Origin of the sequence: Azospirillum sp. A29, assembly GCF_042604625.1 — a bacterium.
Taxonomy (GTDB): Bacteria; Pseudomonadota; Alphaproteobacteria; order Azospirillales; family Azospirillaceae; genus Azospirillum; species Azospirillum palustre.
The window spans coordinates 349,082-363,899 of the sequence record NZ_CP170460.1 but is presented as its reverse complement, the minus strand read 5'-3'; the positions used below and the strand labels follow the sequence as shown (position 1 = coordinate 363,899).

At 68.2% G+C, this 14,818-nt stretch carries 10 protein-coding genes; 5 read left to right on the top strand and 5 right to left on the bottom strand.

Annotated elements, in window-relative coordinates; all coding sequences use genetic code 11:
• Nucleotides 1-105: 105 nt before the first annotated feature.
• From ABNQ38_RS01550 to ABNQ38_RS01540, 3 genes are all read left to right on the top strand, one after another.
• Nucleotides 106-1,977, top strand: a complete 1,872-nt coding sequence (locus tag ABNQ38_RS01550; protein WP_377805347.1) for a diguanylate cyclase — start codon at nt 106-108, stop codon at nt 1,975-1,977.
• 172 nt (nt 1,978-2,149) lie between these two features.
• The gene (locus ABNQ38_RS01545) at nt 2,150-3,916 is read left to right on the top strand and encodes an SLC13 family permease (RefSeq protein WP_377805346.1); all 1,767 of its coding nucleotides are present in this window, start codon (nt 2,150-2,152) and stop codon (nt 3,914-3,916) included.
• 105 nt (nt 3,917-4,021) lie between these two features.
• The gene (locus tag ABNQ38_RS01540; RefSeq protein WP_244592406.1) at nt 4,022-4,453 is read left to right on the top strand and encodes a CBS domain-containing protein; all 432 of its coding nucleotides are present in this window, start codon (nt 4,022-4,024) and stop codon (nt 4,451-4,453) included.
• A gap of 28 nt (nt 4,454-4,481) precedes the next feature.
• Here the strand turns inward: ABNQ38_RS01540 and ABNQ38_RS01535 are convergent, their stop codons facing one another.
• The 3 genes from ABNQ38_RS01535 to ABNQ38_RS01525 are packed head-to-tail and all read right to left on the bottom strand — an operon-like array spanning nt 4,482 to nt 9,211.
• Nucleotides 4,482-5,066: a DUF533 domain-containing protein gene (locus ABNQ38_RS01535; protein ID WP_377805344.1), complete on the bottom strand. Its 585-nt coding sequence runs from the start codon at nt 5,064-5,066 to the stop codon at nt 4,482-4,484.
• Nucleotides 5,067-5,073: 7 nt separating this feature from the next.
• On the bottom strand, nt 5,074-5,460 hold the full coding sequence (locus ABNQ38_RS01530; RefSeq protein WP_377805343.1) for a response regulator: 387 nt from the start codon (nt 5,458-5,460) through the stop codon (nt 5,074-5,076).
• Complete coding sequence (locus ABNQ38_RS01525; protein ID WP_377805342.1) at nt 5,453-9,211, bottom strand: PAS domain-containing protein; 3,759 nt, start codon at nt 9,209-9,211, stop codon at nt 5,453-5,455. Before ABNQ38_RS01525 ends, ABNQ38_RS01530 begins: the two co-directional genes overlap by 8 nt.
• Before the next feature lie 208 nt (nt 9,212-9,419).
• On the opposite strand from ABNQ38_RS01525, the gene ABNQ38_RS01520 reads away from it, so the two are divergent.
• On the top strand, nt 9,420-10,871 hold the full coding sequence (locus ABNQ38_RS01520) for an aldehyde dehydrogenase family protein (protein ID WP_377805341.1): 1,452 nt from the start codon (nt 9,420-9,422) through the stop codon (nt 10,869-10,871).
• A 287-nt stretch (nt 10,872-11,158) separates the two neighbouring features.
• On the opposite strand, the gene ABNQ38_RS01515 is transcribed toward ABNQ38_RS01520, so the two are convergent.
• Together ABNQ38_RS01515 and betC are read right to left on the bottom strand one after the other, a co-directional pair.
• Nucleotides 11,159-12,151, bottom strand: coding sequence for a choline ABC transporter substrate-binding protein (locus ABNQ38_RS01515; protein ID WP_377805340.1), 993 nt, complete (start codon nt 12,149-12,151; stop codon nt 11,159-11,161).
• A 55-nt stretch (nt 12,152-12,206) separates the two neighbouring features.
• Nucleotides 12,207-13,748: a choline-sulfatase gene (gene betC / locus ABNQ38_RS01510; protein ID WP_377805338.1), complete on the bottom strand. Its 1,542-nt coding sequence runs from the start codon at nt 13,746-13,748 to the stop codon at nt 12,207-12,209.
• A 111-nt stretch (nt 13,749-13,859) separates the two neighbouring features.
• On the opposite strand from betC, the gene ABNQ38_RS01505 reads away from it, so the two are divergent.
• Nucleotides 13,860-14,798, top strand: coding sequence for a choline sulfate utilization transcriptional regulator (locus tag ABNQ38_RS01505; RefSeq protein ID WP_377805337.1), 939 nt, complete (start codon nt 13,860-13,862; stop codon nt 14,796-14,798).
• Nucleotides 14,799-14,818: the final 20 nt, after the last annotated feature.

Sequence of the window (14,818 nt, the reverse complement as noted above, 5' to 3'; positions counted from 1 at the left end):
CGATTGCCGAGGGCCGGGCGTTCGGCGACTGCGGTTGGTCCCAATTGCGTGCCCAGCCTATCGGCGGGCATGGTTCCCTCCGAACGCTGTGCGATACGGGGCGCCATGAAGCGGGTATGGGTCGCCACGACCCTCGGACTGATCATCCTGTTGAACGGCGTGCTGGGTGGCCTGCTCTCGGCGGAGCGCAGCGCCAGCATCCAGTCCATGGTGGATTTGGCCTCGCTCACCACGGCCCACAGTGCCGAGCATATGGACGAGGTGCTGGAGATCGCGGACCGCACCATTTTCGTCGTGTCGGAGTTCATGCGGGTTTCCGAACGGATCGCGGACCTCGAAGAGTTCGACATCCATCGTCTTCTGGTCCATCAGCACCGGATCACACCGATCCTGCGAAGCCTTTTCGTCGTCAAACCGGACGGGCGCCTGACCCACGACTCCCGCACGCCGCACCCCGTTGGCGTCGATCTGCATGACCGCGATTATGTCCAGTATCATTTGAACGGCGGTGCGGACATCCTGTTCATCGGAAAGCCGGTCATCAGCCGGACCGACGGCCAATGGATGGTGCCGGTCAGCCGCCGGGTCGAGGACCGGTTCGGCCGCCTCGTCGGAATCGTCTCCGCAGCGCTCGACCCGGAAATCTTCTCCGCGATGCTGAAGGCATATCCGCTGCCAGAGGGCATGCAGGCGGCAATCGTTTCGCCGTCCGGTTTCGTGTTCGGATGCCTGCCCAGCATGGACTGCCTCGGCCGCTCGGCCGGCGACTGGCCGCTGTTCCTCCACCATGGGCAGGAACCGGGAACGACCACCAGCACGACGCGAGGCTCCATCCTGCCGGGTGTGGCCGGCCCCGGCGCCTATCAGGTCAGTCCCCGCTACGGCATCATCGCGGCGGCGAACATCGAAACCCGGGAGGCGATCGGCGGCTGGCTCGGACGCCTGCCGGTCTTTTTCCTGCTGGATCTGGTGCTGAGCGGCGGCGGAGCGGCACTGTCCGCCATTCTCTACCGTCAGGTCACCCGGCGGCGGCGGGCGATGCTCCAACTGGCCGAAGCCAACGCCCGGCTGGAGCAGCGTGTGGTGGAGCGCACGGCCGCCCTACAGCGCAGCGAAGAGCGGCTGACCGCCTTCGTCTCCACCGCGCGCGATGCGATGCTGGTGGTGGACGGCTCCGGCATCATCCAGTTTCTCAACCCTGCCGCAACGACCCTGTTCGGCTATGCCGCCGAGGATCTGATCGGCCGGGCCATCGACCTGCTGCTGCCATGCCAATTGCGCGACCTGCAGGACCCCGCTCATTTCGCGCGCCACGGACTGGGAGAAAAGGCTGGTGTCCGTGAACTGATGGCGCGCCATCGCAGCGGCGTGGAGTTTCCGGTCGAACTCACGCTCGGCGCGTCGCACAGCGAGGGAGAGGCGATCTATGTCGGCGTGCTGCGCGACATCCGCGAGCGCAAGCTGCAGGAAGAGAGGCTGTGGGAGCTGGCCAACCTGGATCCGCTGACCGGGCTGCTGAACCGTCGTGCCTTCATGGGACGCGGCGCCGAGTTGCTGGAGGAGGTCTGGCGGCAGAGCCGGCCGGTCAGCGTCCTGATGATCGACGCCGACCATTTCAAATCGATCAACGACGGCTTCGGGCATCAGGCCGGCGACGACGTGCTGCGTATGCTGGCCGACATCCTCCAGGCGGCGGTGCGCGGCGACGATCTGCTTGGGCGGCTGGGCGGCGAGGAATTTGCCATCATCCTGCCGGGCGCCGACGGTCCCGACGCCGACCGCATCGCCGAGCGGCTGCTGGCGGACGTCCGTCAGGCGCGGGTGGCCGTGCCGGGCTGTATGCTGGCCATCACCGTCAGCATCGGCATCAGCGTGATGCGGCGGCGCAGCACGCTGGACGACCTTTTGGCGGCGGCGGATCAGGCGCTGTATGCGGCCAAGACCGCGGGGCGGGACCGGCGGGCCATCGCCGCCTGAGGGGCCGCACGAGGGTGCTGTGCGGGGGGCCGTCCCAAGAGGCAACCTGAAAGTGCAGTCCGAAGCGACGGACGATGCGCATCCTGGTCATCAGGGCCTGAGCGCAGGCTTTGCGGGAACGCCGGTGGGGGGCGCGGGGTTACCCTCGGGCACCTCAACGAACGGACCCCAGATGACCCTTCAGCAGTTCATGTCCTTCGCGCTGGTGGGCATCGTGGTGGCGATGCTGATCTGGAACAGGTGGCGGTTCGACGTGGTTGCGGTGCTGGCCCTGCTGGCCGGCGTGTTCCTGGGGCTGATCCCCGCGAAGGACGCCTTTTCCGGCTTTGCCGACGACATCGTCATCATCATTGCCTCCGCCCTGATCGTCAGCGCCGGGATCGCCCGGTCCGGGGTGATCGACGCGCTGGTGCGTCCGGTGGCGGCGAAGCTCAGCACGCCGACGCGTCAGATCGCCTTCCTGTGCGGATCGGTGGCATTCATGTCGGCGCTGATGAAGAACATCGGCGCGCTCGCTATCTTCCTGCCGATCACCATGCAGCTGGCGCGGCGGCATCGGACGGGTGCGCACCGGGTGCTGATGCCGATGGCTTTCGCCTCGCTGATGGGCGGGCTGATGACGTTGGTCGGCACCTCGCCCAACATCATCGTCTCGCGGGTGCGGACCGAAATTGTCGGCCAGCCATTTTCCATGTTCGACTACCTGCCGGTCGGGCTGGGCATCACGGTCGTCGGGCTGCTGTTTCTGACGGTCGGCTGGCGCCTACTGCCTCAGGACCGCAGTGGCGCCCGCTCGGCGGAGGAGACCTTCGCGGTCGAGAATTACGCCAGCGAAATGAGGCTGCCGGCCGGGTCCTCCTTCGTCGGGCGCACCGTCCGCGACGTGGAAGCCCTGGCGGAGGGCGAGGCGCAGGTAATCGGCCTGATCCGCGAACGCTTCCGCCGCTATGTGCCGGACAAGCACTGGACCCTGATGGCCGACGATGTGCTGGTCCTGGAGGGCGACGCTCCCGCCCTGCAACGCCTCGTCCAGGGTGCATCGCTGGAGCCGCTGGGCATTCTTGAGGGGTCGGAGGGCGAACTGCTGGCGGTGGAGGCGGTGGTGACGCCGGACTCGCCGCTGGCCGGCAAATCGGACCGCTATCTGGATCTGCGCCGGCGTTTCGGCGTCAGTCTGCTGGCGGTCAGCCGGACCGGCGAGCGGCTCGCCCGGCGCCTGCATCATGTGACGTTCAGGGAGGGCGACCTGCTGCTGTTGCAGGTGCCGGCGGAGCGCTATCCGGATGCGCTGGCCGATGCCGGCCTGATTCCGCTGGCGGAGCGCAGGCTGCAACTCGGCCGGCGACGTCCGGTCTGGGTGCCGGTCGGCATCCTGGTCGTCACGATGCTGGTCCTCGCCTTCCATCTGGCACCGCTGGCGGTCACCTTCCTGGCGGCGGCGGCGGCGATGATCGTCACCGGCGTGCTGAGCGTCGAGGATGCCTACCATGCGGTGGAATGGCCGATCATCGTCCTAATGGCGGCGCTGATCCCGGTCAGCGGTACGCTGGAGAGCACCGGGGCGACACAGGTGATCTCCACGCTGCTGGCCGACGCCGCGCGTGGTCTGCCGGCGGTGGCCTGCGTGGCGCTGATCATGGCGGCGGCGATGGCGGTGACCCCGTTCCTGAACAACGCCGCGACGGTTCTGGTGATGGCGCCCATCGGCGCGGGCATGGCGCAGCAGCTGGGACTCAGCCCCGACCCGTTCCTGATGGCGGTTGCAGTCGGCGCCGGCAGCGATTTCCTGACGCCCATCGGCCACCAGTGCAACACGCTGGTCATGGGTCCGGGCGGCTACCGGTTCGGCGATTATCCGCGGCTGGGCGTGCCGCTGTCGCTGATCATCCTGGCGCTCGGCACCTGGCTGATCGTCATGGTCTGGCCGCTGGGCGGCTGAGAGGAGCGGCTGAGCGGGGCGGGGAACAACGGGAAGCGGGCTCCGTTGCCCAAGCCCGGCCCCAGGTCAAATGTCCGGATGGCCCGAACAACGAGGATCACGACCGTGCTGGTTTCCGAGATCATGGCGAAGGCGCTGGAGTTCATTTCGCCCGACGCCACCGTGCAGGACGCCGCGACTCTGATGGGGGAACTGGATGTCGGCGCCCTGCCGGTCGGATCGGCCGACGACCTCGTCGGCATCCTGACCGACCGCGACATCCTGTTCCGCGTGGTGGCGGAAGGCGGCGACAACACGCGGGTGCGGGTGCGCGACGTGATGTCGAGCGCGCTGTTCAGCTGCCGCGACACCGACACGCTGGCCACCGCCATGGACATCATGGGTGCCTATCATGTGCGCCGCCTGCCGGTGCTGGACGAGGGCGGGGTGGTCGTCGGCTGGCTGACGCTGAGCGATATCTCGCGCCGCATGCTGCTGGACACCGACACCATCCGCGAGGCGCTGAGCGAACTCAGCGCCAGCGGGCAGGATGTGTGAGGGAAGGACGAAAGTCCTGCTATTCCCTTTACAGCCGCAGCCCCATCTGCCGGTTCAGCCGGACAACCAGATCGGCGGGCAGGCCCAGGCGCTGGGCGAGATAGCGCAGGTAGGAGCGGTTGATCGGCGCGTTCTTGTCGACTGTCGCCAGGGACACGGCGTAGAAACGCGCGGCCAGCCGCGGGGTGTCGATCCGGCGGACCAGCTCCTCCAGGCATTGCGGTTCGTCCACCAACTGCTCCAGCCGGCTCCGGGCCTCCTCGTCGAGGCTGCTGGTGCCGAGCCTGCTCCTGATCCGGCCACGTTCAATCGCATCCAGCTCACCGTCGGCCTGGGCGGCGGCCGACATGGCAAGGACCAGCAGATGGGTCTCGTCCGCGTCGGCGGTCCGGAAGTCGGTGGGCGCGCGGTCGAGCAGCTGGTGGCGGTTGCGCAGATGGGCGTCGAGGATCTGCCGGCCCAGCATCGCATGCAGCGCCGGCTCGTGGCCCAGGCGGGACGTCGGCGGAGCGGGATCGGCCCCGAGTGTGGCGTCCGGGGCAGCATCCGGGGCGGGCGCCTCCGGCGCTCCGGCGAAGAGGCGCTTCAGCAGGCCGAGGGGGGCTTGGGTCATTCCACGGTCACTCCCCGGCCGTTTGCGGGCGGCGCTGTATGGCGGTGTCGATCTGGGTCAGCAGGCGGGAGAAATCGACCGGCTTGGGGTGATAGTCGTCGCAGCCGGCCTGCAAGGTCTTCTCGCGGTCGCCGGACATGGCGTGGGCGGTCAGCGCGATGATCGGGATGCCGGCGGTCTCCTGCCCCGCCTTCAACTCACGGGCGGCGGTCCAGCCGTCGATGATGGGCAGGTTCATGTCGAGCAGGATGACGTCCGGCCGCTCGCAGCGTGCCATGTCCACCCCCTGCCGTCCGTCGAAGGCGAGAACGACGTTGAACCCACGCCGCTTCAGCCGGCGCGACAGGAAGTCCCAGATTTCCTCATGATCCTCGACCAGCAGCAGCTTAGCCATCGGTACCTCCTGTTCCGTTCGTCGCGCCGGTTTCCATACTCCGTTCCTGGGGGCCCCGGTCGGGGGGAGCGGGCCGCAGGCGGGTGATCGCTTCCTTCAACTCCTCGATCACTCCATCCGCTCCGTCCTCTGCCATCGGGATGATGTCCTGCACCCGGCCGCGCAGTTCCTCCGTCTCGTCGCGTCCGATTGGCTGGGCGACGACGACGATGACGGGGATGTCCCGCCAGTCCGGGTTGCGGTCCAGCGCCTTGAGGAAGGCGAAGCCGTCCAGTCCGGCCATGACGGGATCGAGCAGGATCACGGTCGGGACGGCAGCGGCAAGGTGTCGAAAAGCCTCCTCCTCCGTTTCGGCCTCGCCGATCTGCCAGCCGTCGCGGCTCAGCTCCGCGGCCAGGAGTATACGGGTCTCGTCCGCTTCCATCATTACCAGCGCCGTGCCGGGCGCCTGCCCGCTGAGGCCGCTCAGCACCCGGTGCAGGCGCTGCCAGTCCACCGGCTTGGTGAAATAGTCGGCAGCGCCCAGCGACAGGGCCAGCCCCTTTTCCCGGCGCGACGAGATGATGATGACGGGAATGTCGGCAAGGTCGGGTTCGGCCTTCAGCACCGACAGCACCGACCAGCCGTCGGTCCGCGGCATCATCACGTCCAGCAGGATGGCGCGCGGGCGGATTTGCCGGGCAATCGACAAGCCGGTCTGCCCGTCGGCGGCCAGAGCCACGCCGAACCCCTCGCGGTGCAGGAAACGGGCGAGCAGCTCGCGCATCGCCTGTTCGTCGTCGATGATCAGGATCGTCTCGCGGGCGGCCTGGGACGGCGTGACCTCCTCCATGCTCAACGGGTCGGCATCGGCCGCGCCGGCCAGACGGCCGTGCCGCAGGTCGGTCGGGAGGCGGAGCGTGAAGCTCGTGCCCTGGCCCGCCGCGGTGTCGACCGAAATCTCACCGCCCAGCATGTCGGCGAAGGCCTTGGTGATCGCCAGTCCGAGCCCGGTCCCGCCGAAGCGCCGGGTGGTGGAGCTGTCGGCCTGCATGAAGCGTTCGAACAGCCGGCGGACCTGTTCCGGCGTCATGCCGATCCCGGTGTCGGTGACGCGGAAGACGACCATGTCGGCGGTCGTGTCGTCATTCGCGTCCTGCGGGCTGGGGGCCGCCCGCTCGACCGACAGGGTGATCGTGCCTTCTTCCGTGAATTTCGCCGCGTTGCTCAACAGGTTGAACAGGCATTGGCGCACCTTCACCACGTCGGTGTGCATGGTGCCGAGCCCGTCCGCCACCTCCACGGCCAGCCGGTTGCCTTTCTTCGAAACCAGCGCCTCCACCGTCGCGGCGACCTCGCGCGTCAGGTCGGCGATGTCGGCGTCTTCGCCGTGCACCTCCATCTTGCCGGCCTCGATCTTCGAGATGTCGAGGACGCCGTTGATCAGGTTCAGCAGGTGGCGGGCATTCGCCTCGATCTTCTCCAGATCGGGAAGCATGCTGTCGATGCCGAGGTCGGCCAGCTCCTCCTCCAGCATTTCGGTGTAACCGATGACCGCGCTGAGTGGCGTGCGAAGCTCGTGGCTCATGTTGGCGATGAACAGGCTCTTGGCCCGGTTGGCCTCCTCGGCGGCGAGGCGGGCAGCCTCCAACTCCTCCTCCACCCGCTTGCGCACGCTGATGTCCTGCATGGCGCCGATCATCCGCAGGGGCTGGCCGATGGGACTGCGCAGGACGAAGCCGCGGTCGAGGATGCTGGCATAGCTGCCGTCGGCGCGGCGGAAGCGGTATTCGTCGTTCCAGCGCGTGCCGCCGCCGTCGATCACCGCATGGATGCCGGTCACCACATGGTCCTGGTCGTCGGGATGGATGTGGTCCATCCACCAGGAGGCGGAGGTCTCGCCGGTGTCCGCGCCGTAGCCGAAGAGGGTGCGCACCGCCTCGTTCCAGTGGATGCGGTCGGACGACAGGTTCCAGTCCCAGATGGCGTCGTTGGTGGCCTGCGCCGCCAGCCGGTAGCGTTCCTCCGTCTCGCGCAGCGCCTCCTCGGCGCGGCGGCGGGTGGTGATGTCGGTATGGACGCCCACCCATTCCTGAACCGCGCCACCGGCGTCGAGCAGCGGCACGGCGCGGACCAGCATGTCGCGGTAGACGCCGTCATAGCGGCGCAGGCGGTGTTCGGCCTTGTAAAGGGTTCGTCCGGTCCGCGCGGCCCGCCAGGCCTCCGAGGTGTGGGGGCGGTCGTCGGGATGGATGGCCTCGACCCAGCCGGTGCCTTTCAGCTCGTCGAAGGTCTGGCCGGTGAAGCTGCTCCAGCTCGGTTGCGGGGTCTCGAAGCGGCCGGCGCCGGACGTGTTCCAGACGATGGCGGCGGTCGCCTCCACCAGCGAGCGGAAGCGCTCCTCGCTGAGGCGAAGCTGTTCCTCCGCCCGCTTGGCATCGGTGGTGTCCCAGGTCACGCCGATCAGCGTCAGGCTGCGTTCCGGCGTGCTGTCGGTCACCACCCCGCGCGCCACCGCCCAGCGGACCTCGCCGGACGGCAGCAGGATGCGGAATTCGGCGTCGTATTCGCCGCGTTCCCGCCGGGCGGTGTCGATGATCCCGCCGATCCGCGGCTGGTCGTCGGGATGGACGCGACCGGTCACGTCGGAGCCGCCGATCGGCTGGTCCGCGGTGAAGTCGAAGATCTCGCGCAGCCGGCCGTCGGCTTCGATGCGGTCCTCCTCCAAATTCCACGACCATGCGCCGATCCGCGCGGCGCGCAGCGCCAGTTGCAGCCGGCGTTCCGCCTCCATGATCCGGGATTCGGCTTTGCGCTGCTCGGTCACGTCGGTGTTGGTGCCCAGCCAGCGCAGGATGCGCCCATCCGGTCCGCTCACCGGGACGGCGCGCGACAGGAACCAGCGGTACCGGCCGTCCCTGCCGCGCAGGGGGAAGGTGTCCTCCCAAGGCTCGCCGGTGCGGATGGCGCGGAAGAAACCGTCGGAGGCCCGTTCGACATGGTCGGGGTGGTGGACGCTGCGCCAGTTCCAGCCCTCCGTCTCGCCCGGCCTGGCGCCGGTATAGTCGTACCAGCGCCGGTTGTACCAATAGATCGCGCCGCTGGCATCGGCCATCCAGGTCAGCTGCGGAATCAGGTCGGCGAGGCCACGGAACTGGGCTTCGTTTTCGCGCAGCAGGGCTTCGGTGCGGCGGCGCTCGGCGGCATCGGTGGCGCGGTCGATGGCGCCGCCCAGCAGGTTGGCGACCCCCTGGAGGAAGGCGGCATCGGCGGCGTCGAAGCGGCCCTCCCGGCTGCTGTCGACCTCCAGCACGCCGAAGGGTGCGCCCTCGCCGCGGATGATGACGTCGATGGTGCGCGTCACCCCATGTTCGGCCAGCAGGTCGGGGCAGCGGAAACGGGACTCGGCGCCGAGGTCGTTGGCGATGACCGGCTCGCCGGTTTTCAGCGCATAGCCGGCGGGGGAGGCGAGGCCGGTGCCGACCGACCGCTTGCCGACCACGCCGGGATGCCAGCCGACACCGGCGCGGACCAGCAGGCGCTCGGTGCCATCCGCCTCCTTCACCCATTCCAGCGCCTTGCAAAGCTCAGCCTCCAGCGCTTCGGCGCAGAGGGATGTGGCCTGCTGCAGCAGGTCGGCGAGGTCGGTGCTTTTCAGGGCGACCATGCCGAAACGGGCCAACAGGTCGTGCTGTCTCTCCCTGCGGGTGAGGCTGGCGGCAAGCTGGCTGCTGGACGGGGTGTCGGTCTGGGACGCTCGGTCGGGGGGCATGAACCATGGACTGGCGGGGATGGACAGCAATGGAAACAGCCGGCGGCGCCATTCGTTCACGGCGGCGTGCTGGGTACCCCTGACCGGAACGGCGTGTTGCGGCTTCCGGTCCGTTGTGCAGAAGGTTATTTTCCTTCGACCTGCGGAGCGGCTGCTCCGGTCCCTGGTCAGGCAGCCGTTCCCGCCACTGTACGAACACGAGGCATGGATGTCGAACAGCCTGAAATTCTACATCGACGGCGCCTGGGTGGATCCGGCGAACGGGCCCGCGACCGGGACGGCGGGCGGCGCGACGCTCGACGTGATCGATCCGGCGACGGAGGAGGCCTTCGCCACCATCGCGATGGGCACGGTGGAGGATGTCGACCGGGCGGTCGCCGCGGCCCGTGCCGCCTTCCCGGCCTTCGCCGCCACCTCGCGCGAGGAGCGGCTCGCCCTGATGCGGCGTCTGCTGGAGTGCTACAAGGCGCGCTACGACGCCGTCGCGGACATCCTGTCGCGTGAGATGGGAGCGCCGAAAACGCTGGCCCATCGCTCGCAGGCCGCCATGGGAACCGCCCATCTTTCCCGGATGATCGAGACGCTGGAAGGCTTCGCGTTCGAGGAATTGCGCGGCTCCACCCTGATCGGCAAGGAGCCGATCGGCGTCATCGGCATGATCACGCCGTGGAACTGGCCGATCAACCAGATCATGTGCAAGGTGGCGCCCGCGCTGGCCGCCGGCTGCACCATGGTGCTGAAGCCGAGCGAGATCGCCCCGCTCAACGCCATCCTCTTCGCCGAAGCCATGCATGAGGCCGGCGTGCCGAAGGGCGTCTTCAACCTCGTCAACGGCGACGGCCCGACGGTGGGCGAGGCCATCGCCCGCCACCCGGGCGTCGACATGGTGTCCTTCACCGGATCGACGCGGGCCGGCATCCTCGTCGCCAAGGCGGCGGCCGACACGGTCAAGCGCGTGCATCAGGAGTTGGGCGGCAAGTCCGCCAACATCATCCTGGACGATGCCGACCTGAACCGCGCCGTGAAGCTGGGCGTCGAGGGCTGCATGAACAACAGCGGCCAGTCGTGCAACGCGCCGACCCGGATGTTCGTGCCGGCCGCCCTCCATGACCAGGCGGTGGAGATCGCCAGGACCACGGCCGAGCGGCTGAAGGTCGGTGCGCCGTCTGCCGCCGACACCCGGCTCGGTCCGGTCGTCAGCCAGGTCCAGTACGATAAGATCCAGCGCCTGATCGAGACCGGCATCGCCGAGGGCGCCGACCTCGTCACCGGCGGCCCCGGCCGTCCCGAGGGGCTGAACCGTGGCTATTATGTCCGGCCGACGGTCTTCGCCAACGTCACCGACGACATGACCATCGCGCGCGAGGAGATCTTCGGCCCGGTGCTGGCGATCCTCCCCTATGGCAGCGAGGAAGAGGCGATCCGCCGCGCCAACGACACGCCCTATGGGCTCGCCTCCTATGTGCAGTCGGGCTCGCTGGAGCGTGCCCGCAAGGTGGCGGCGCAGATGCGCAGCGGGAACGTCTACATCAACCACCCGGCCTGGGACGCCGGCGCGCCCTTCGGCGGATACAAGCAGTCCGGGAACGGTCGGGAATATGCCGATTTCGGGCTGGAGGAGTTCCTGGAGATCAAGGGAACCGTCGGTTACGCGCCCTGAAATCCATCCGTGATGGAGCCGTGTGCTCCATCCAATACCGGTGAGGCCGGCCGCCCATGGTTTGGGTGGCCGGCCAGGGTGGCGCTGCGCCTCAGAACGACCAGACCATAGAATCGAGCATCCTTTGTACGCTCCGGCCTCATCGTCGGCCGGAGGGGCCTCGCATGTAATGGCGTTCGGGCCGGTAGGACGGACGGAACCAGGACGGGAAGCGGGCCCGGACCCATGCACGCAACGCGGCGAGCATATCGTTCATCTCCTTATCGTTTTCATCTCATTTGGTTGCATCACTTCAGGCCCAGCGCCGTGCGCACGGCGGCGGCGCCATCCTTGCCGTCGCGGGTAGACACGCCGGCCAGCCAGGGGCCGAGCAGGTCGGGATGCGCCTTCAGATAGGTGGCCGCAGCGTCCTTGGGTGCCTTCTTGTCGTCCGTGATGGCGGCCATGATCTCGTTCTCCATCCCGACGGTGAAGGCGAGCTGGCTGAACAGGCGGTAGGCATTCGTGCAGTCGGCGCCGTAGCCGCGCCGGGACAGGGTGTTGACCGTGGTGCTGCCATAGTTCGGGCCGAAATAGGCATCGCCGCCGCTGAGATAGGTCATGTCTATCCGGGTGTTCATCGGGTGCGGTTGCCAGCCGAGGAAGACCACCCAATCCTTGCTGCGCGTCCGGCGCACCGCCTGCGCCAGCATGGCCTGCTCGCTCGATTCGACCAGGGTCCAGCCCTCCAGCCCGAAATCCTTCTTGTCGAGCATGCGCTGGATGTTCTGGTTCGCCGGCGCCCCCGGCTCGATCCCGTAAATCTTCTTTTCGAACCGGTCGCCGAATTTGGCGAGGTCGGCGAAGCTGTGCACGCCGGCATCGGCCACCGCCTTCGGCACCGCCAGGGTGAATTTGGCGTTCTCCAGGTTCGGGCGCACGATTTCGACGGATTTCTCAGCGATCAGCTTGTCGAGGAAGGTGGATTGGGCCGGCATCCAGTTGCCGAGGAAGACATCGATCTGCGCGGTCTTCAGCCCCTGGAAAATGATCGGCACGGCGACCGTCTCGATCTTCTGCTGGTAGCCCAGCGCGCTCAGCAGCGTGCCCGCCACCGCGTTGGTCGCGGTGATGTCGGTCCAGCCGGGATCCGCCATCCTCACCGTCTGGCAGCTTGCGGGTTCCGCCGCCGCCACCGGAGACGGCAGCGAGCCGGCCGCCAGCCCGAACACGGCCATCAGGCCGGCCAGCGCTACACGCCCTGCCGTCAAACCGCCCATTGCAACCCCGGGTCCATGCATGCTGCTTTCCCTCTTGTCGGTTGACGGTCGAGGTCCGACGCGCCGTCGCGCCGTCCTACTGCGCAGGGGCGCCGAGACGCGGGAAGCGCGCCATGGCTTCCAGATCGTCGAGATCCAGATGATTGCGCATATAGCTGGTGCCTGCATCGGTGAAAGGCTGGAAATCCCAGGAGTGGTGCTGCCCCTGCCGCAGTGCATCGGCCACCAGAAGGCGCAGTTGCTGGCTGGCGATGACCTCGTCATGCAGGCGCGTCAGATTCCAGCGCTGCTCCACCTCGGCGCGGTAGCCTTGCAGGGCATCGGCCGCTGCCGAGCCTGCGGCAGGCTGCTCCGCCCGGTTGGTCAGCTCGTCCGGGTCGTCGGACAGGTCGTAGAGCTGGTCGGGGTCGGCCGGCGAGTGGATGAATTTTTCGCTGCCGCGCCGGATCATCACAATCGGGGCCACAGCGCCTTCGCCCAGATATTCGCCGATCACCTCGTCGTGGCCGCCGCTGCGCTGAAGGTGCGGCAGCAGGCTGCGCCCGTCGATGGGCGTCCGCAGGCTCGGCGCCGCCCCGTCATGGGCGAAGTCGACCAGGGTCGGCAGCAGATCCATCGACGAGACCGAGGCGGCGACCCGCCCGGCCTGGAACCAGCCCGGCGCCCGGACGATCAGCGGGATGCGGCAGGCGGACTCGAAGAAGCTCATCTTGTACCACAGGCCACGTTCGCCCAGCATGTCGCCATGGTCGGACAGCAGGACGACGATGGTGTCCTCGGCCAGCCCGGTTTCCTCCAGCACGGTCATGAGCCGGCCGATCTGGTCGTCGACATAGGCGACGGACCCGTAATAGGCGCGGCGGGCATTGCGGATCTGCCGTTCGCTGAGCGGCATCTCGTCCATGGCGCAGACGTGGCGCAAGCGCCGCGAATGCGGGTCCATCGCCTCCGGCGCCAGGGTGACGCGCGGCAGCGGCACCTCCGCGTCGGTGTGGCGGTTCCAGTAGCGCTCGGTGATGGCGTAGGGGTCGTGCGGGTGGGTCAGCGACACCACGAAGCAGAAGGGTCGTTCCCGCCGGCCGCGGGCGATGTCGTACAGCTTGCGCTCCGAGGTGAAGACCACCTCCTCGTCGAAGTCGAGCTGGTTGGTGCGCAGGCAGGGGCCGGCATCGCGCACCGAACTCATGTTGTGATACCAGCTCGGCCGTTCATCGGGCCGGGTCCAGTCCGGCGTCCAGCCGAAATCGGCCGGATAGATGTCGGTGGTTAGCCGTTCCTCGAAGCCGTGAAGCTGGTCGGCCCCGCAGAAATGCATCTTGCCGGACAGGATCGTCCGGTAGCCCGCCAGCCGCAGATAATGGGCGAAGGTGGGGACGGTCGACGGGAATTCGGCGGCGTTGTCGTAGGCGCCGATGGCCGAGGGCAGCCGTCCCGACAGGAAGACATAGCGCGATGGCGCACAGAGCGGGCTGTTGCAGTAGGCGCTGTCGAACACCACGCCGCCTTCCGCCAGCCGGTCGATGTTCGGCGTCCGCACCGTCGGGTTGCCGTAGGCGCCGAGCGCCTGCGGGATCATCTGGTCGGCCATGAGAATGAGGATGTTGGGACGCCGCGCCATATCCGCCTGCTTCATACCGTCTGTGGACAGATCGTTCGAGGAGGATAGAATTGACGAAGCTGGCAGGGAGCGTGAAGCCCCTGTCTGATCATGCTGGCATGAAGGGTGTTCATGGGAAAGGACCGTCTGCCGCCGCTGCGCACCCTGCTTTTCTTCGAGGCCGCCGGCCGGCTGCTCAGCTTCAGCGCCGCCGCCCGCGAGCTTGCCTGCACCCAGTCGGCCGTCAGCCACCAGATCGGCTGGCTGGAGGCCGATCTGGGAACGCCGCTGTTCCGCCGCCTGCACCGCGGGGTGGCACTGACGCCGGACGGCGTGCGGCTCTACGAGGCGACGCGCGACGCGCTGGACGGCATCGGCGATGCGGTGACCCGCATCCGTGACCGGCGCCGGCCGGGCGTGCTGAACGTCGCCACCGATTTCGGCTTCGCCGCCGGCTGGCTGCTGCCGCGTCTCAGTGCTCTGCGCCAGCTTCTGCCCGAGCTGGACGTGCGGATCGTGACGATGCAGACCGCAATCGACCTGCGCCGCGAGGCGGCGGACATCGCCATCACCTTCGGGCACGGCCATTGGCCCGGCTGCGAGGCGGAACTGCTGTTCCCGGAACGGGTCCTGCCGGTCTGCAGCCCGGCCTTCCGGGCGAGCCGCGCTCCGCTTGCCGCCGGGGGAGCCGGTAACCCGGCCGATCTGGTGTCGCTGCCGCTCCTGCATCTGGAAAGCGTCGGGCCGGCCGCGTGGCTGTCCTGGGGCGACTGGTTCACCCTGCACGGGCTGCCGATGCCGGCCGGCGGCCAGGAGCTGACCTTCAACAACTATCCGCTGGTCTTGCAGGCCGCCCTGATGGGCCAGGGGGTGGCGCTGGGATGGAGCCCGCTGATCGACGACCTGATGCGGGACGGGCATCTGGTCTCGCTGCTCGACCGGCCGATCCAGACGGAGAGGGGTTATTTTCTCGTCGTTCCCAGCCGGCGTGGGACGGATGAGCGCCACGACCGCTTCCGCCGCTGGGTGGTCGAGGAAAGCCGGCGGGACGGAGCCGCAGCCGGTCCGTGATCGCGGGCATCTGGTTGCGC